The organism is Pseudomonas sp. NFPP28 (genome assembly GCF_900115535.1).
Lineage (GTDB): Bacteria > Pseudomonadota > Gammaproteobacteria > Pseudomonadales > Pseudomonadaceae > Aquipseudomonas > Aquipseudomonas extremorientalis.
Window position 1 is genome coordinate 343,438 of sequence record NZ_FOWT01000002.1, and the last position, 18,777, is coordinate 362,214.

At 59.9% G+C, this 18,777-nt stretch carries 14 protein-coding genes and 4 tRNA genes; 7 read left to right on the forward strand and 11 right to left on the reverse strand.

Annotated elements, in window-relative coordinates; all coding sequences use genetic code 11:
* Position 1: 1 nt before the first annotated feature.
* The 8 genes from lon to BM110_RS07060 form a co-directional block, all read right to left on the reverse strand.
* Complete coding sequence (gene lon / locus BM110_RS07025) at positions 2–2,398, reverse strand: endopeptidase La (protein ID WP_071492029.1); 2,397 nt, start codon at positions 2,396–2,398, stop codon at positions 2–4.
* 173 nt (positions 2,399–2,571) lie between these two features.
* Positions 2,572–3,855, reverse strand: coding sequence for an ATP-dependent Clp protease ATP-binding subunit ClpX (clpX, locus tag BM110_RS07030; protein WP_003238279.1), 1,284 nt, complete (start codon positions 3,853–3,855; stop codon positions 2,572–2,574).
* Between the two features lie 113 nt (positions 3,856–3,968).
* Positions 3,969–4,604: an ATP-dependent Clp endopeptidase proteolytic subunit ClpP gene (gene clpP, locus BM110_RS07035; RefSeq protein WP_092244767.1), complete on the reverse strand. Its 636-nt coding sequence runs from the start codon at positions 4,602–4,604 to the stop codon at positions 3,969–3,971.
* Between the two features lie 91 nt (positions 4,605–4,695).
* Positions 4,696–6,006 (reverse strand): trigger factor, encoded by a 1,311-nt coding sequence (gene tig, locus BM110_RS07040; RefSeq protein WP_092244764.1) that lies wholly within the window; start codon positions 6,004–6,006, stop codon positions 4,696–4,698.
* 400 nt (positions 6,007–6,406) lie between these two features.
* Positions 6,407–6,482, reverse strand: a tRNA-His gene (locus tag BM110_RS07045).
* Positions 6,483–6,559: 77 nt separating this feature from the next.
* Positions 6,560–6,644, reverse strand: a tRNA-Leu gene (locus tag BM110_RS07050).
* A 56-nt stretch (positions 6,645–6,700) separates the two neighbouring features.
* Positions 6,701–6,776, reverse strand: a tRNA-His gene (locus BM110_RS07055).
* Between the two features lie 32 nt (positions 6,777–6,808).
* Positions 6,809–6,885, reverse strand: a tRNA-Arg gene (locus BM110_RS07060).
* 279 nt (positions 6,886–7,164) lie between these two features.
* Between BM110_RS07060 and folD the strand changes: the two genes are divergently transcribed.
* Positions 7,165–8,019, forward strand: a complete 855-nt coding sequence (gene folD, locus BM110_RS07065) for a bifunctional methylenetetrahydrofolate dehydrogenase/methenyltetrahydrofolate cyclohydrolase FolD (protein ID WP_071492047.1) — start codon at positions 7,165–7,167, stop codon at positions 8,017–8,019.
* Positions 8,020–8,227: 208 nt separating this feature from the next.
* On the forward strand, positions 8,228–9,151 hold the full coding sequence (gene pbpG / locus BM110_RS07070) for a D-alanyl-D-alanine endopeptidase (RefSeq protein ID WP_071492048.1): 924 nt from the start codon (positions 8,228–8,230) through the stop codon (positions 9,149–9,151).
* A gap of 36 nt (positions 9,152–9,187) precedes the next feature.
* On the opposite strand, the gene BM110_RS07075 is transcribed toward pbpG, so the two are convergent.
* Positions 9,188–9,850: a C39 family peptidase gene (locus BM110_RS07075; protein WP_093124208.1), complete on the reverse strand. Its 663-nt coding sequence runs from the start codon at positions 9,848–9,850 to the stop codon at positions 9,188–9,190.
* Between the two features lie 190 nt (positions 9,851–10,040).
* Between BM110_RS07075 and BM110_RS29555 the strand changes: the two genes are divergently transcribed.
* Complete coding sequence (locus BM110_RS29555; RefSeq protein ID WP_165447913.1) at positions 10,041–10,202, forward strand: hypothetical protein; 162 nt, start codon at positions 10,041–10,043, stop codon at positions 10,200–10,202.
* On the opposite strand, the gene BM110_RS07080 is transcribed toward BM110_RS29555, so the two are convergent.
* The gene (locus BM110_RS07080; RefSeq protein WP_058426814.1) at positions 10,199–10,609 is read right to left on the reverse strand and encodes a PA0061/PA0062 family lipoprotein; all 411 of its coding nucleotides are present in this window, start codon (positions 10,607–10,609) and stop codon (positions 10,199–10,201) included. The two genes, BM110_RS29555 and BM110_RS07080, sit on opposite strands and share 4 nt — an antisense overlap.
* Before the next feature lie 198 nt (positions 10,610–10,807).
* On the opposite strand from BM110_RS07080, the gene BM110_RS07085 reads away from it, so the two are divergent.
* From BM110_RS07085 to BM110_RS07100, 4 genes are all read left to right on the forward strand, one after another.
* Positions 10,808–14,029 carry an efflux RND transporter permease subunit gene (locus BM110_RS07085; protein ID WP_093512911.1) on the forward strand — a complete coding sequence of 1,074 codons (3,222 nt, stop codon included), beginning with the start codon at positions 10,808–10,810 and terminating at the stop codon, positions 14,027–14,029.
* On the forward strand, positions 14,019–15,188 hold the full coding sequence (locus BM110_RS07090; RefSeq protein ID WP_093512914.1) for an efflux RND transporter periplasmic adaptor subunit: 1,170 nt from the start codon (positions 14,019–14,021) through the stop codon (positions 15,186–15,188). The genes BM110_RS07085 and BM110_RS07090 overlap by 11 nt, the downstream gene beginning before the upstream one ends.
* The gene (locus BM110_RS07095) at positions 15,172–16,590 is read left to right on the forward strand and encodes an efflux transporter outer membrane subunit (protein ID WP_093512916.1); all 1,419 of its coding nucleotides are present in this window, start codon (positions 15,172–15,174) and stop codon (positions 16,588–16,590) included. The genes BM110_RS07090 and BM110_RS07095 overlap by 17 nt, the downstream gene beginning before the upstream one ends.
* Positions 16,591–16,963: 373 nt before the next feature.
* Positions 16,964–17,422, forward strand: coding sequence for an REP-associated tyrosine transposase (locus BM110_RS07100; RefSeq protein WP_093124221.1), 459 nt, complete (start codon positions 16,964–16,966; stop codon positions 17,420–17,422).
* A gap of 59 nt (positions 17,423–17,481) precedes the next feature.
* On the opposite strand, the gene BM110_RS07105 is transcribed toward BM110_RS07100, so the two are convergent.
* Positions 17,482–18,765 (reverse strand): Zn-dependent hydrolase, encoded by a 1,284-nt coding sequence (locus BM110_RS07105; protein ID WP_093512919.1) that lies wholly within the window; start codon positions 18,763–18,765, stop codon positions 17,482–17,484.
* Positions 18,766–18,777: the final 12 nt, after the last annotated feature.

Genomic DNA, 18,777 nt, shown 5'->3' on the forward strand with positions numbered 1-18,777 from the left:
ATTAATGCGTGCTAATTCTTTCCTTGGAATCAGACTCGCGTTTTTCGTCCTTTGCAACTATCTCCGGAGCCACATCCGGCAAGGGCTCCGGCGCGTATTGCAGCGCAATTTGCAGGACCTCGTCAATCCATTTAACCGGTTTAATCTGAAGATCTTGCTTGATATTGTCAGGAATTTCCTTCAAGTCGCGAACATTCTCTTCAGGAATGATCACCGTCTTGATACCCCCCCGGTGTGCAGCCAGCAATTTCTCTTTCAGGCCACCGATAGCCAATACCTGGCCACGCAGGGTGATTTCACCGGTCATGGCGACATCGGCGCGTACCGGAATGCCGGTCAACGCCGATACCAGGGCCGTGCACATGCCTACACCAGCGCTAGGGCCGTCCTTGGGGGTCGCCCCTTCCGGCATGTGGATGTGCGTGTCGTGCTTCTCGTGGAAGTCCAGGGGGATCCCCAGGCTCCTGGCGCGGCTGCGCACCACGGTCTGCGCGGCAGTGATGGACTCGACCATCACGTCACCGAGGGATCCGGTCTTGATCAACTGGCCTTTGCCTGGAATCACTGCGGCTTCGATGGTCAGCAACTCGCCGCCCACCTGGGTCCACGCCAGGCCAGTCACCTGGCCGACCTGATCCTGCTGTTCGGCCAGGCCGTAGCGGAATTTGCGCACGCCCAGGAAGTGCTCCAGGGAGTCGGCCGTGACCTTCACCGAGAAGCGTTTTTCCAGTGCGTGCTCTTTGACCGCCTTGCGGCAGATCTTCGCAATCTGGCGCTCAAGGCCCCGTACACCGGCCTCGCGGGTGTAGTAGCGCACGATGTCGCGGATCGCCTCGACCTCGAATTCGATCTCGCCTTTCTTCAGGCCATTGGCCGACGTCTGCTTGGGCGCGAGGTATTTGACGGCGATGTTGATCTTTTCGTCTTCGGTGTAACCCGGCAGACGAATCACCTCCATCCGGTCCAGCAGCGCTGGCGGGATGTTCATGGAGTTGGAGGTGCACAGGAACATCACATCGGAGAGGTCGTAGTCGACTTCCAGGTAATGGTCGTTGAAATTGTGGTTCTGCTCGGGGTCGAGCACTTCCAGCAACGCCGATGCCGGATCGCCTCGCATGTCACTGCCCATTTTGTCGATTTCATCGAGCAGGAACAGCGGGTTGCGCACACCCACCTTTGTCATCTTTTGAATCAATCTTCCTGGCATCGAACCGATGTATGTGCGGCGATGACCACGGATTTCCGCTTCATCCCGTACACCACCAAGGGCCATGCGCACGAACTTACGGTTGGTAGCGTTGGCAATCGACTCGGCCAGGGAGGTTTTACCCACACCCGGCGGACCAACCAGGCACAACACCGGGCCACGAATCTTCTTCACGCGTTTTTGCACAGCGAGGTATTCGAGGATGCGTTCCTTGACTTCTTCCAGGCCATAGTGATCGGCGTCGAGAATGTCTTCGGCACGAGCGAGGTCCAGGCGTACCTTGGTCTGAGCCTTCCACGGCACCTGCACCAGCCAGTCGATGTAGGACCGCACCACGGTGGCTTCGGCCGACATCGGCGACATCTGCTTGAGCTTGTTCAGCTCGGCGGTGGCTTTGGTCAGGGCGTCTTTCGGCAGGCCGGCGGCATCGATGCGCTTTTTCAGCTCTTCGATTTCGTTGTGGCCTTCCTCGCTGTCGCCGAGTTCCTTCTGAATGGCCTTCATCTGCTCATTCAAGTAGTACTCGCGCTGACTGCGCTCCATTTGCTTCTTCACGCGACCACGAATGCGCTTCTCAACCTGCAACAGGTCGATTTCGGCATCCAGCAGTGCCAATACATGTTCTACACGTGCCGGCAAGTCGATGATTTCGAGGATGTCCTGCTTCTGCTCGATCTTCAGCGCCATGTGCGCAGCCATGGTGTCGACCAGGCGGCTCGGCTCATCGATGCTGTTGAGGGAGGACAGGACTTCAGCCGGGACCTTCTTGCCCAACTGCACATACTGCTCGAACTGCGAGAGCAGGCTGCGTACAAACACTTCGGACTCGCGCTCGGGGGCCTCGACTTCGTCGATCAGCGCCACTTCGGCGCGCAGGTGGCCGTCCACTTCCATGAAGCGCTCCACCGCACCACGCTGCTCGCCTTCCACCAGCACCTTGACGGTGCCATCGGGCAGCTTGAGCAGTTGCAGCACGGTGGCAATGGTACCGACGCGATACAGGGCATCTTCGCCTGGATCATCATCGGCAGGATTTCTCTGGGCCAACAGCAGGATTTGCTTGTCGCCCGTCATCGCGGCCTCGAGGGCTTCGATAGACTTCTCGCGCCCCACGAACAGCGGGATAACCATGTGCGGATAGACGACGACATCACGCAACGGCAGGAGAGGCAATTCGATGGTTGTCTTCATGATTTCGCCTCTATGACAATTGAAAAGTAAGCTTGAAACCAAGATGGGGTCTGCATGCAAAAAAAACAAGCTTATTGCCAGCAGTTAACGCAGTAAACGCTCCTGCGTAAAAAACGCCGTAAAAACAAAGGGGCCCCTGGAGGCCCCTTGCTTATACAGACAGTGCGAAACGCTTACGCGTCTGGCGCAGCCTTGGCAGTCGGCTCACTGTTTTCGTAGATATACAGTGGCTTGGACTTGCCTTCTATAACGCTTTCATCGATCACCACTTTACTCACCTCGGACTGCGAGGGGATTTCGTACATGGTGTCGAGCAACACGCCTTCGAGAATCGAACGCAGGCCACGTGCACCGGTCTTGCGCTCCAGTGCCCGCTTGGCCACTGATTTGAGTGCGTCGGTACGGAACTCGAGGTCTACACCTTCCATCTCGAACAACTTGGCGTATTGCTTGGTCAGGGCGTTCTTCGGCTCGGTGAGGATCTGGATCAAAGCCGCCTCATCCAACTCGTCCAACGTGGCCAGGACCGGCAGACGGCCAACGAATTCAGGGATCAGACCGAACTTGACCAGATCGTCAGGTTCGACTTCACGCAGGGACTCGCCCACCTTCTTGCCTTCTTCCTTGCTGCGCACTTCTGCACTGAAACCAATGCCACCACGGGTGGAACGCTGCTGGATGACTTTTTCCAGGCCGGAGAACGCACCGCCACAGATGAACAGGATGTTGCGTGTATCAACCTGAAGGAATTCCTGCTGCGGGTGCTTGCGGCCGCCTTGTGGCGGTACGGAAGCGACCGTGCCTTCGATCAGTTTCAACAGTGCCTGCTGCACGCCTTCACCGGAAACGTCCCGGGTGATCGACGGGTTGTCCGACTTGCGCGAGATCTTGTCGATTTCGTCGATGTAGACAATACCCATCTGGGCCTTCTCTACGTCGTAGTCGCACTTCTGCAGCAGTTTCTGAATGATGTTCTCGACATCTTCACCCACGTAGCCAGCCTCGGTAAGGGTGGTGGCGTCGGCGATGGTGAACGGAACGTTCAGCAGGCGAGCGAGGGTTTCTGCAAGCAGGGTTTTACCCGAGCCTGTAGGACCGATCAGCAAGATATTGCTCTTGCCGAGTTCAACTTCGTCGCCTTTCTTGTCACGCTGGTTCAAGCGCTTGTAGTGGTTGTATACCGCTACGGCCAGAACCTTCTTTGCACGCTCTTGACCAATCACATACTGGTCAAGGATGCCGCTGATTTCTTTAGGCGAAGGCAATTTATGCGCGCTGCTCTCGGCCTGGGCTTCCTGCACCTCCTCACGGATGATGTCATTGCACAGGTCGACGCATTCGTCGCAGATAAACACCGAGGGGCCGGCAATCAATTTGCGTACTTCATGCTGGCTTTTGCCACAGAAGGAGCAATAGAGCAGCTTGCCGTTGTCCTCGCCGTTGCGGGTGTCAGTCATTCGTTCGATCCAAATCCGATAGGCTTGCAGCACAAGATGAAGGCTTATGCGGGCTTTTTCAAGCCCGCCAGTGGTCGGACATGCCGACCAGCCCTATTTTGAGCGGCTTATTATTAAGCGGGACGCTGGGTGATCACTGCGTCGATCAGGCCATATGCCTGCGCCGCTTCGGCACTCATGAAGTTGTCGCGGTTGGTATCGCGCTCGATTTCTTCCAGGGTGCGCCCGCTGTGCTTGGCCATCAGCGTGTTGAGGCGCTCGCGGATAAACAGGATTTCCTTGGCGTGGATTTCGATGTCCGACGCCTGGCCCTGGAAACCGCCCAGTGGCTGGTGAATCATCACGCGCGAGTTGGGCAGGCAGAAGCGCTTGCCCTCGGCACCGGCAGTCAGCAGGAACGCGCCCATGCTGCAGGCCTGGCCGATGCAGGTGGTCGACACGTTCGGCTTGATGAACTGCATGGTGTCGTAGATCGACATGCCCGCCGTTACCGAACCGCCTGGGGAGTTGATGTAGAGATGGATGTCCTTGTCCGGGTTTTCCGCTTCAAGGAACAGCAGCTGCGCACAGATCAGGTTGGCCATGTAGTCCTCTACGGGGCCCACCAGAAAGATCACTCGCTCCTTGAGCAGGCGCGAGTAGATGTCGTAGGCGCGTTCGCCACGAGCGGACTGCTCGACAACCATCGGGACCAGGCCGCCAGCGGCCTGGATATCAGAGTTCTGCTGAATATAGGAATTACGGAACATGCTCTGCAGTTACTCCCAAATAGTCATGTCTTGAAAACGCATAAGCCAGCGCGAGGCTGGCTTATGGTTGAATTTCCAACGAGTTGGACAATCAGTCGGCTTGTGCTGCTTCCGCCGGTTTGACTGCTTCTTCGTAAGAGACCGCTTTATCGGTCACCTTAGCCTTCTGCAGAACAGTATCCACAACTTGTTCTTCCAGCACAACCGAACGCACTTCGTTCAGTTGCTGATCGTTCTTGTAGTACCAAGCCACGACCTGCTCAGGCTCCTGGTAGGCCGAAGCCATTTCCTGGATCATTTCGCGAACGCGGTCTTCGTCCGGCTTGAGGTCGAACTGCTTGACCACTTCAGCCACGATCAGGCCCAGCACGACGCGACGCTTGGCTTGCTCTTCGAACAGCTCGGCCGGCAGCTGGTCAGGCTTGATGTTGCCACCAAACTGCTGGACAGCTTGAACGCGCAGGCGATCCACTTCGTTGGTCAGCAGTGCCTTGGGCACTTCGATCGGGTTGGCAGCCAGCAGACCGTCCATGACCTGGTTCTTGACCTTGGACTTGATGGCCTGGCGCAGCTCGCGCTCCATGTTCTTGCGAACTTCGGCGCGGAAACCTTCGATACCGGTTTCCTTGATACCGAATTGCGCGAAGAATTCTTCGTTCAGCTCTGGCAGCTTAGGCTCGGAAACGCTGTTGACAGTCACGGTGAACTCGGCGGCTTTGCCAGCCAGGTCCAGGTTCTGGTAGTCAGCAGGGAAGGTCAGGTTCAGAACGCGTTCTTCGCCGGCTTTGGCGCCAACCAGGCCGTCTTCGAAACCCGGGATCATGCGGTTGGAACCCAGCACCAGCTGAGTGCCCTTGGCGGAGCCGCCAGCGAACACTTCGCCGTCAACCTTGCCAACGAAATCGATGTTCAGCTGGTCTTCGTTCTGGGCAGCACGGTCGGCCACTTCGAAACGAGTGTTCTGCTTGCGCAGGATTTCCAGCATGTTGTCCAGGTCCGAGTCAGCCACTTCGGCGCTCAGGCGCTCGATGGCGATACCGTCGAAACCGGCCACTTCAAACTCAGGGAACACTTCGAATACGGCAACGTATTCCAGGTCCTTGCCTGCTTCCAGGGACTTAGGCTCGATCGACGGCGAACCCGCCGGGTTCAGCTTGTGTTCAACGACCGCTTCGTAGAAAGAAGCCTGGATCACGTCGCCCACAGCTTCCTGGCGCGCATCGGCACCAAAACGGCGCTTGATTTCGCTCATTGGCACTTTGCCTGGACGGAAACCAGCGATCTTGGCCTTCTGGGCAGTCTGCTGCAGACGCTTGTTGACCGCAGTCTCGAGACGCTCAGCCGGCACGGTGATGCTCAGGCGACGCTCGATAGCAGTAGTATTTTCAACAGAAACTTGCATGGATATTCCTCGTTGCACAGACGTTAGCCGGCCATTTCCGACCCCAATCAAGGGCATGCATTCTAGTGGGTCAAACTCAAGAAGTCACCCTACTGCAAATACGCCCGAAAACAGCCGGCAATTTATCGGTACGAAGGCACTGATGCACCTCGCCCCGGTGACAAATACAGCCCATCACGCCAGGGCTCTGCGCCGCCCCTTCTATATATAGAAGAAGTCGTCATCCATCTCCCTGACGGCCAACCCTTCAAACAGGGCTGACAGGCAGCGCAGCATCATCGAGATACATAAATACGACGAAACGCCCTGCCGTTGCGGCCCACTACGTGCTGCCGCCGAATAGTCGAACCACTGAAACCAAAAAAGGCGCCAGACTGTTAAATCTGGCGCCTTTCGAATATGGGGTGGACGAAGGGGATCGAACCCTCGACAACGGGAGTCACAATCCCGTGCTCTACCAACTGAGCTACGCCCACCATATTGCGTTAACAAAGAAACCAAACCACTTCTTTGTCTAGCCCTACCCCGTTTCTCAACAAGGCCAGGCTTTATTTGGTGCGGATGAAGAGACTCGAACTCTTACGCCTCGCGGCGCTGGAACCTAAATCCAGTGTGTCTACCAATTCCACCACATCCGCGCTTGAAGCTCTTAAAGCAAAGGCGCCAGACGATTAATCTGGCGCCTTTCAAAATATGGGGTGGACGAAGGGGATCGAACCCTCGACAACGGGAGTCACAATCCCGTGCTCTACCAACTGAGCTACGCCCACCATCTGACGCTACTTGTGCCAAAGCTGCCTAATGGCGCACCCGGCAGGACTCGAACCTGCGACCATCCGCTTAGAAGGCGGATGCTCTATCCAGCTGAGCTACGGGCGCCTTATTAATCTGTACTCTTGGAGGATTACAAACTAAGTGCTTCCAGCCTTGCAGAACAACACGCTATTCTGCTCGGCCTTCTTAACCAGTGCTAGGCTGTGCCCGACAAGTGCGACGAATAGTATAGACGCCCTCCAAACCCGTCAAATCTTTTTTGAAAAAAATTCATTTTATTTAAGGGGTTAGGGCAATTTGCAGACCAAGCGCCTTTGCCCTAACGCCTTGGCATGCGAGAATGCGCGCACTTTTCTTCCCCCTCTCGATGGTTAATCACGCGTAATGACTGCACAACTTATCGACGGCAAATCAATCGCCGCCAGCCTGCGCCAGCAGATCGCCAAACGAGTCACCGAGCGCAGCCAGCAAGGCCTGCGCACGCCTGGCCTCGCGGTGATCCTGGTCGGCAGCGATCCTGCCTCTCAGGTTTATGTCTCGCACAAGCGTAAAGACTGTGAAGAGGTCGGCTTTATTTCCAAGGCCTACGACTTGCCTTCCGAGACCACCCAGCAGGCCCTTACCGACCTGATCGACGGCCTCAACGACGACCCGAAGATCGATGGCATCCTGCTTCAACTGCCATTGCCCGAGCACCTGGACGCCTCCAAATTGCTGGAGCGCATTCGTCCGGACAAAGACGTCGACGGTTTCCACCCTTATAACGTCGGCCGCCTGGCCCAGCGTATCCCGCTGCTGCGCCCGTGCACGCCGAAGGGCATCATGACCCTGCTGGAAAGCACCGGTGTCGACCTGTACGGCCTCGACGCCGTGGTTGTTGGCGCGTCCAACATCGTCGGTCGCCCGATGGCCATGGAACTGCTGCTGGCCGGCTGCACCGTGACCGTTACCCACCGCTTCACCAAGGACCTCGCCGGCCACGTCGGCCGCGCCGACCTGGTGGTGGTTGCCGCCGGCAAGCCGGGCCTGGTCAAGGGTGAGTGGATCAAGGAAGGCGCCATCGTCATCGACGTGGGCATCAACCGCCAGGAAGACGGCAAGCTGGTCGGCGACGTGGTGTACGAAACCGCCCTGCCCCGCGCCGGCTGGATCACCCCGGTACCCGGCGGTGTCGGCCCGATGACGCGCGCCTGCCTGCTGGAAAACACCCTGTACGCCGCAGAGACCCTGCACGCTTAATAACCGGGTGTACTGAAAAAGCCCTGCCTTATCGCAGGGCTTTTTATTGCCCATAATAAATCCTGTTTTTTCTTAGTTTTTAAGTACTTTCGTCTGGTTCCAGAAGAACATTCGACAGTTTCTGATCCATACTCCTAAAATGTAACGGCATTTATCCAAAAACCGTTCCCGAACGGTATTTCCTTACTTTTTTAGCGAGTTCATCCGCGTGAAAATTCGTCTCTCTATCGTCAGCCTATTTTTTGCGTTTACAGGCACTTTCGCTCACGCCGCCGAAACCACCCAGGCCCCGCGTGATACCTCCAAACTGCAAATCGCCTCCGGCAGCGCCATGCTGGTGGACCTGCAGACCAACAAGGTCATCTATTCCAGCAACCCCGACGTGGTGGTGCCGATCGCCTCGGTGAGCAAGTTGATGACCGGCCTGGTGGTCCTGGAAGCCAAGCAGAACATGGATGAATACATCGATATCAACATCAAGGACACGCCGGAAATGAAAGGCGTGTTTTCCCGGGTGAAAATCGGCAGCGAGATGCCACGTAAAGAAATGCTGCTGATCGCCCTGATGTCCTCGGAGAACCGCGCCGCCGCCAGCCTGGCGCATCACTATCCAGGCGGTTACCCGGCGTTTATTGCCGCGATGAACGCCAAGGCCAAGGCGCTGGGCATGACCAGCACTCACTACGTTGAACCCACCGGCCTGTCGATCCACAACGTGTCCACCGCCCGTGACCTGAGCAAACTGCTCGCCGCCGCGCGTCACTACCCCTTGCTGAGCCAATTGAGCACCACCAAGGAAAAGACCGTGTCGTTCCGCAAGCCCAACTACACCCTGGGCTTCTCCAACACCGACCACCTGATCAACCGCGCCAATTGGGACATCAAGCTGACCAAGACCGGCTTCACCAACCAGGCCGGCCACTGCCTGGTGCTGGTGACCAGCATGGGCAACCGCCCGGTGTCATTGGTGATCCTGGACGCTTTCGGCAAATTCACCCACTTTGCCGATGCCAGCCGTATCCGCAATTGGGTTGAAACCGGCAAGAGCGGGTCGGTGCCGGATGTGGCGTTGCGCTACAAGGCCGACAAGAACCTGAAAAATCGGCCGAATGCTGCAGAAGCGCGTCGATAACCGACCATAAGAAACGGCGCTTGATAGCGCCGTTTTTTATTTGCTTTCCGCCAACACCTTCAGTGCCTGCGCCGCCGCCCGCTCCTGCCCGGCCTGGGCCGTCGCGCCAGCCGCATCCCGCCAGCGCTGCGCGTCGACGTTGGCTGGCAGTTGGCTCGGGCGCTGGGTGAGGATTGCCCAGTTCCCGGCACTTTTCCATTTTGACTCGAAGTCGCCGAAGCTCATCAACAGGCGCCGATCCATGCCTGAGCGCAGCAGCACCGTGCTTTTCTGCTGATTGAACCCCACCACTACCACGTAGTGCGCGTCGGACCACAACCCGCCACCAATCCGCGCCATCACCGGATAACCCGCCGCCACCTGTGCCAGCACCGCCGTCAGCTTCGCATCCAGCGGATACACCATCAGCCCGTACTCACGCGCCAGTACCTGCATGTTGCGCTCAAGGTCCGCTTCACCGCCCGGCAGATGCAATGGCTTATCCAGCAACCCCGGTGTCATGACAATGCCTTGTTGCGACAGCATGCTGGCTAACGATGTAGGACCGCTCTGATAAGCCTCGCTGCGAAAGGTCGGCACGCCATTGAGTTCGACTCGCTCCGGCAGGCCCGCCAGCCTCGACGGTGCGGAGGAACAGGCCGCGAGGCCCAGGGCACAAGCAATTAACAAGGATGTTTTCAGGTTCGACCGTAACCGCAATTTTCTACTCTCTTGATCGACTGCCGGTAAGGGCCCTGATCATAGCCCAATCGCGATTGTGCAGGGGGCGTGGATATAGCAAAGAAGTTGGTCGCACTCGACCATTGGTCAATAGCAGGCAACCGCCGGGTAGCTAGACTGTCCATTGAGAAGACTGTGTGTGCCCCCTGCGGGGCGAAAGGAGGCCCGAATGAGCCTTGCAACGACGATTTTCCTGTTGATCTGCGGTTGGCTGGCGGTAGCCGGCGCCATGCTGTGGGGGGTGTTGCGCATTACCCGCCGGCACCATCACCCCCACGTCAAACCGACGGCACCCGCCAAGCCTCACAAGGCCGCGGTGCATCACGCCTAGCCCGGCATGCAATTGAAGTCCTGAGTGGCCGCAACTTCCTTGCCGTGCCCGTCCATCAAGGACGCACGCACGGTAGTACCCAGGCTGGATTCGACCAGGGTGTAGTGCTCACCCGCCTTGAAGTGCTTGTACTCGACACGCCCCTGGCAGTCCTGCTGATTGTCGTCGCCGGGTTCTTCCTCGAACAGCGTCACGTCCAGGCGATGATCGCCTGGTGGCACTTCAAAAAAGCGTCCGTCATCCACGCGCTTGCCATCTACCCGCTCGGCCATCAGGTCATTCGGCGCTTCTTCTTTCAGACCGATCCACGCTTCGCTCGGGTCAGCCTTGGGGATCGGGCCGGCACATGCCGACAACAACAGCACAGCACCAAGGGCAGGAATCAACAATAAAGGTTTGAGTGACATGGCAGGGCTCCAAAGAAAGACAATGTGTCCGATGGGTTGCAAGCTTGAGGAGCTGCCCTTTGTAGAACAAATGAATACATATGAAACGATCTTCAGCCCTAACCTAAATGTTCCTTCACCTGGCTGAAAGGTGCGTGTTAGGTGGGTCGCGTGAGACTGCCGGGGTTTGCAATCCTGCTCCTTCCGGAGGTTTCACGCATGCTCGGGCTGGTAAAGACCGCACTGCAAAAGCCATACACCTTTATCGTGTTGGCCATCTTCATCTGCATCATCGGGCCAATGGCGGCCCTGCGTACCCCTACTGATGTTTTCCCGGATATCGGCATCCCCGTGGTCGCCGTGGTCTGGCAGTACAACGGCCTGTCGCCGGACGCCATGGCCGGCCGGGTGATCTACACCTACGAACGCTCCCTGAGCACCACCGTCAACGACATCGAACATATCGAATCGCAATCGCTGCCCGGCATGGGCATCGTCAAGATTTTCTTCCAGCCCGGCGTGGATATCCGCACCGCCAATGCCCAAGTGACGGCGGTTTCACAAACCGTGCTCAAGCAAATGCCACCCGGCATCACGCCGCCGCTGATCCTCAACTACAGCGCCTCCACGGTGCCGATCCTGCAAATGGCGTTCTCCAGCCCCAGCCTCTCGGAAGCCAAGATCCGCGACCTGGTGCAGAACAACATTCGCTTGCCGCTCAGTTCCCTGCCCGGCCTGGCCATGCCGACACCGATGGGTGGCAAGCAACGCCAGATCACCCTCGACCTCGACCCGCAGGCGCTGGCTGCCAAAGGCCTGTCGGCGCAGGACGTGGGTAACGCCCTGGCACTGCAGAACCAGATCATCCCGGTGGGCACCGCCAAACTCGGCCCCGACGAATACACGATCCTGCTCAACAACAGCCCCAAGGCCATCGATGAACTCAACGACCTGCCGATCAAGACCGTCGACGGTGCGCTGATCACGATTGGCCAGGTGGCGCACGTGCGTGACGGCTCGCCACCGCAGACCAATATTGTGCGCGTCGACGGCCACCGCGCCGTGCTGATGCCGGCGCTGAAAAACGGCAGCATTTCCACCCTGTCGATCATCGACGGCATCCGCCAGATGTTGCCGCGCATCAACGAAACCCTGCCGCCGTCGCTGAAGACCTCGCTGCTCGGCGACGCATCGGTGTTCGTCAAGCAATCGGTGGGCAGCGTGGCCCAGGAAGGCATCATTGCCGCGCTGCTGACCAGTGCGATGATCCTGCTGTTCCTCGGCAGCTGGCGTTCGACGCTGATCATCGCCGCGTCGATTCCCCTCGCCGTGCTCTCGGCCATCGCGTTGCTGGCGGCCAGCGGGCAAACCCTCAACGTGATGACGTTGGGCGGGCTGGCGCTGGCCGTGGGCATCCTGGTGGACGACGCCACGGTGACCATCGAAAACATCAACTGGCATCTGGAGCAAGGCAAGGCGGTGAAGACCGCGATCCTCGACGGTGCCGCGCAAATTGTCGGCCCGGCGTTCGTCTCGCTGCTGTGCATCTGCATCGTGTTCGTGCCGATGTTCCTGCTGCAAGGCATCGCCGGTTACCTGTTCCGGCCGCTGGCCCTGGCGGTGATCTTTGCCATGGCCAGTTCGTTCATCCTCTCGCGGACGCTGGTGCCGACCCTGGCGATGTTCCTGCTCAAGCCGCACACGCCGGAGCCAGGCGCCGGGCATCACCCGGAAGATGAATTCATCAACCACCACGAGGGTGAACAGCACCCGAAACCGCGCAATCGCGTGCTGCAATCAGTGCTGAATTTCCAGCAGGGCTTCGAGCGTCACTTCTCGAATATCCGCGACACCTACCACGGCTTGCTGACCTTGGCGCTGGGCAATCGCAAGCGTTTTATCGTAGGCTTCCTGGCCTGTGTGCTGGCGTCGTTCCTGCTGCTGCCGAGCCTGGGCCAGGATTTTTTCCCGGCCACCGACGCCGGCGCCCTGGCCCTGCACGTACGCTTGCCACTGGGCACGCGTATCGAAGAAAGCGCCGCGGCCTTCGACCGCATCGAAGCGCGGATCCGCGAAGTCATCCCCGCCGAAGAGTTGGACACCATCGTCGACAACATCGGCATTCCGCTCAGCGGCATCGACATGGCCTACAGCAGCAGCGGCACCATCGGTCCGCAGGATGGCGATATACAGGTCACCCTGAAAAAGGACCATGCGCCCACCGCCGATTACGTGAAAAAACTGCGTGAAGCCCTGCCGCAAAGTTTTCCCGGCAGCCACTTTGCCTTCCTGCCGGCGGACATCAGCAGCCAGATTCTCAACTTTGGCGCTCCGGCTCCGCTGGACGTGAAGATCTCCGGGCGCAGTGATGAAGAAAACCGCGCCTATGCAGTGGAGCTTGAGCGACGCCTGCGAAACGTACCGGGCATCGCCGACCTGCGTATCCAGCAATCCACCGGCTACCCGTCGCTGCAGGTGAACGTCGACCGCCTGCGCGCCAATGGCCTGGGTATCACCGAGCGCGACGTGACCAACAGCATGGTGGCGTCCCTCGCCGGCAGTTCCCAGGTGGCGCCGACCTTCTGGCTCAACCCGGCCAACGGTGTGTCCTATTCCATCGTCGCGGCCACCCCGCAATACCGCCTCGACAGCCTGCCCTCGCTGGAAGCCCTGCCGGTGACCGGTGCTAACGGCCAGTCGCAGATCCTCGGCGGTGTAGCCACCATCTCCCGCGTGCAGAGCCCGGCGGTGGTGACCCACTACAACATCGAGCCGACCCTGGACCTGTATGCCAACGTGCAAGGCCGCGACCTCGGCGGCGTGGCCCGTGACGTGCAGAAAGTGCTGGATGACACCGCCGCCATGCGCCCCAAAGGCGCGGTGATCAGCCTGCATGGGCAGATCGATGCACTGCATGAAGCGTTCAGCGGCTTGAGTTTTGGCCTGCTCGGTGCGGTGGTGCTGATCTACCTGCTGATCGTGGTCAACTTCCAATCATGGGTCGACCCGTTCGTGATCATCACCGCCTTGCCGGCGGCGCTGGCGGGGATCGTGTGGATGCTGTTCCTCAGCGGCACGTCCTTGTCGGTGCCGGCACTGACCGGCGCGATCCTGTGCATGGGCGTCGCCACCGCCAACTCGATCCTGGTGGTGAGTTTCTGCCGCGAACGCCTGGCCGAACATGGCGATGCATTGAAGGCGGCGCTGGAAGCCGGCTACACGCGTTTTCGTCCGGTGTGCATGACCGCCCTGGCGATGATCATCGGCATGTTGCCCCTGGCGATGTCCGAAGAACAGAACGCCCCGCTCGGCCGCGCGGTGATCGGTGGCCTGATCCTCGCCACCACCGCCACCCTGTTGTTTGTACCCGTGGTCTTCAGCCTGGTCCACGGTCGTCACCCTAATCGTGCTACAGCTGGAGAAACGTCTCATGTCGTCTGATCACAAACCCTCGCGCAAGCGTCTGATGCTCATGGGTGTCGGCGGCCTGACCCTGGCCGCCCTGTTGGTCGCCAACGGCCTGCACGCCCGCACCTTGCACGAACAGTCGGTCACGGCCTGGACCGAGACCGCCGCCATCCCGCAGGTGATGGTGTTCCAACCGCAGCAGAATGCGGCCGGCGATACCCTGCGCCTGCCCGCGCACCTGGAAGCCTGGAGCAAGGCACCGATCCATGCGCGGGTCAGCGGCTACCTCAAGGACTGGAAAGCCGACATCGGGACGCGGGTCGAAGCCGGGCAAATCCTTGCCGAGATCGACAGCCCCGACCTCGACCAACAACTGGCGCAGACCCACGCACGCCTGGTGCAGGAACAGGCCAACGCACGCCTGGCCGCCACCACCGCCACGCGCTGGCAGAACTTGCTGGCGAGCCACTCGGTGTCGCGCCAGGAAGCCGATGAGAAAACTTCCAATGCCGCCGCCGCCAAAGCCAACGCCGAGGCCGCCGCTGCCGACTACGCCAGGCTGATCGCACTGGAAAGCTACAAGACTATCCGCGCGCCGTTCGCCGGCACCATCACCGCACGTAATACCGATATCGGCCAGTTGATCAAGGCCGACACCGACAGCGACCCGGAGCTGTTCAACATCGCCGACACACACCAACTGCGCCTGTATGTACCGGTGCCGCAGAACTACGCCGCGGTCATCCACCCCGGCCTTGAAGCCGAGCTGACGGTACCCGAGCATCCTGGCGAGCACTTCAAGGCGCGCCTGATCGGCGACTCCACTGCCATCGACCGGCGCTCCGGCACCCTGCTCGCGCAGTTCGTGGCCGACAACCCCAACGGCGAGCTGCTGCCCGGCGATTACGCCGAAGCGACCCTGCCGATCCCGGCGGACACCCATGGCGTGAGCATCCCGGCCAGCGCGTTGATCTTCCGCGCCCAGGGCACGCAAGTGGCGGTGCTGGATGCGCAGAATCATGTGCACTTGCAGGACATCCATATCGGCCTCGACCTCGGTGAACGGCTGGTCATCGACCAAGGCCTGAAACCCGCCGACCGCGTGGTCGACAACCCGCCCGACGCCCTGCGCGAAGGCGACCCGGTACAACTGGCAGCCGCCGCTGGAGGTACGCATGCGCCCAAGGCTTAAGCCCCTCGTTGCACTGATGTTGCTGGCGTTACAGGGTTGCTCGATGGCGCCCACCTACAAAGTGCCGCCGATTGACCTGCCTGCGAACTACCGCGAGCAGACCAGCGACGGACCCTGGCACAGCGCGCAACCGTCCGATCAACTGGCACCCGAATGGTGGAAGCTCTACCACGATTCACGCCTGAGCGATCTGCAACAGCAACTGCTCAAGGCCAACCCGGACCTGGCGGCGGCACTGGCGCACTTCGATGCGTCCCAGGCGTACGCCAGCCAACTGCATGCCGGGCTGTTCCCGCAGATCACCGCCAGCGCACAGCCGTTGCGCCAGCGCCAATCGGATTCACGGCCGCTACGCGGGACCACGCAGCCGTCGGTGTACAACAGCAATAGCGCAGGGTTTTCGTTGAGTTACGACCTGGACCTGTGGGGCAAAATCCGCAACCAGGTGGCGGCGGGTGACGCCCAGGCGCAAGCGTCGGGTGACGACCTGGCGGTGGCGCGCCTGAGCTTGCAACATCAACTGGCGAGCCTGTATGTGCAGCTCAATGGGCTGGATGCACAGGCGCGGATTCTCAAGCGTTCGCTGGATGATTTCAGCCAGGCCCTGCAACTGACCCGCAGCCGGTATGAGGGTCAGATCGCCTCGGAGCTGGACCTGACGCGTGCACAGAATCAACTGGCCGAAGCCAAGGCGCAGTTGGATGAAGTCCGTGGGCAACGCAACCTGACCGAGCATGCCATCGGTGAACTGGTGGGCGTGGCGGCCAGCCAGTTCACCGTGCCGCCGAGCCCGCAATTGATTGCACTGCCGGGCATTCCATCGCAGCTGCCAAGCCATCTCCTGCAACGTCGGCCGGATATTGCAGCGGCGGAACGGCGGGTGTTTGCCGCCAACGCCAACATCGGCGTAGCGAAGGCAGCGTGGTATCCGGATTTCAGCCTGACCGGGTTGATTGGCGGGCAGACGCAAGGCGTCGGCAACCTGCTGTCCGCCGGTAATCGCTACTGGGCGCTGGGGCCGCTGGTGAACCTGCCGATATTTGACGGCGGCCGCCTGAGCGCCAACGAGCGCCAGGCCAAAGCCGAATTCGAAGAGGCATCGGCGCACTACCGCAGCCAGGTGCTGAAGGCCGTGCGCGAGGTGGAAGATAACCTGGGGCAATTGCGAGATCTGCAGCAGGAAGCCTTGGATGAGCAGGCAGCAGCGGACGCGGCGCAGCACACCCAGGCGCTGGCGATGAACAGCTACGAGGCGGGGGCCGTGAGTTATCTGGATGTGGTGACGGCGCAGACGGCAGCGTTACAGGCGCAGCGCACCTTGCAGGCGGTGCAGACGCGGCAGTTGCAGGCGAGTGTGGGGTTGGTGACGGCGCTTGGCGGTGGCTGGCAGCCGGGTGCTTGATAAGGTGGGTCAGTCACATAACTGTCAACTGACTACCGCAATCGGGGGCAAGCCCCCTCCCACACTTGTCCTGTGCCAGACACACAATGTATGAACGCCGCAGAACCAATGTGGGAGGGGGCTTGCCCCCTTCCACCCTGCTCCTGCGCCAGACACACAATGTATGAACACCGCAGAACCAATGTGGGAGGGGGCTTGTCCCCTTCCACCCTGCTCCTGTGCCAGACACACAATGTATGAACGCCGCAGAACCAATGTGGGAGGGGGCTTGCCCCCGATGGCGTTCTTCCAGACACATCCTGCCAAAGGCCGGCCAATCAGCCTTTTACACACCGATCTAGCCTCTCTGAACACACCTTGAGAGGGCCAGGGAATGGCAGATTTACCCGCTTCACATCGGCTGCGCATCGGACGCTTCAGCGAACCCAACCGCATCTACCTCATCACCACCAACACCCACGAACGCCTACCGATATTCAGCGACTTCCACCTCGGTCGACTGGTGGTCTGGCAGTTTCGCCTGGCTCAGTACAGAGGGCTCGCAAACTCGCTGGCGTGGGTGATCATGCCTGACCACTTTCATTGGCTTATTGAGTTGAAAAAAGGCTCGTTGGCGGACCTGATGCGGCAGGTGAAATCCAAGAGCACGCGGTCCGTCAACGGCCTAAGCGGACGCAAGGGAAGACTCTGGCAGGAAAGCTTCCACGACCGGGCACTGCGCAAGGAAGATGACTTGGTGAAAATGGCCAGGTATGTGGTGGCTAACCCATTGAGGGCAGGGTTGGTAGAGAAGATTGGCGACTACCCGCTGTGGGATGCAATCTGGATATAAAGCTGAACACACACTCATCGTGGGAGGGGCTTGCCCCCTCCCACATTTTTTACTGCATTTCAGGCGGCCAGCTTGCCGCTGGCGATAGCGGCTGACGCTGCAACCATCGCGCGCAACAACACCGCACATCCCGCCGCCAGGTCATCCGGTGCAGCATTCTCGATTTCGTTATGGCTGATGCCACCTTCACACGGCACGAAAATCATCCCCGCCGGGCCCAGTTCGGCGACGAAAATTGCGTCGTGCCCTGCCCCGCTGACGATATCCATGTTCGACAAGCCCAGGCCATTGGCGGCATTGCGCACCGCGTCTACGCAGCCCTGATCGAAATACAGCGGCGGGAAGTCAGCGGTGGGCTCCATCTCGAAACTGAGCCCATGCTTGGTGCAGGTGTCCTCAATGACCTTGCGCACCTCACTGATCATCGAGTCCAGGCGCGCCGGCTCCAGGTGACGAAAATCCAGGGTCATGCGCACTTCACCGGGAATGACGTTGCGCGATCCCGGATAAGCCTGCAGGCAACCTACCGTCCCACATGCATGAGGTTGGTGCCCCAATGCGGCAGCATTCACCGCCGCCACCACCGCCGCCGCGCCCACCAGGGCATCCTTGCGCAGGTGCATCGGCGTCGGCCCCGCATGCGCCTCGACGCCACGCAGTTTCAGGTCGAACCACTTCTGCCCCAAGGCGCCGAGCACCACGCCAATCGTCTTCTTCTCATCCTCAAGGATCGGCCCTTGTTCGATATGCGCCTCGAAATACGCTCCCACCTTGTGCCCGCTGACCGGCCGCGAGCCCGCGTAGCCAATCGCATTCAGCGCATCGCCCACACTGACGCCATCCACATCGACCTTGGCCAAGGTATCGGCCAGGGTGAATTTCTCGGCAAACACCCCCGAGCCCATCATGCAGGGCGGGAAGCGCGAACCTTCTTCGTTGGTCCACACCACCACTTCCAACGGTGCCTCGGTCTCCAGCTTGAGGTCATTGAGCGTACGCAGCACTTCCACCCCCGCCAGCACGCCAAAGCAACCGTCGAACTTGCCGCCGGTGGGCTGGGTGTCGATATGGCTGCCGGTCATCACCGGCGGCAGGTCAGGGTTGCGTCCGGGGCGGCGGGCGAAGATATTGCCGATGCCGTCGACGGTCACGGTGCAACCGGCGTCTTCGCACCACTGCACGAACAGATCGCGGGCCTTGCGGTCGAGGTCGGTGAGGGCCAGGCGACACACACCCCCCTTGGGCGTGGCGCCGAGCCTGGCCAGGTCCATCAGCGATTGCCACAGGCGGTCGCGGTTGATGTGCTGATGGGTGGATTGCAGAACGTCCAGGGCAGCGTTCATGGGGATCTCCTC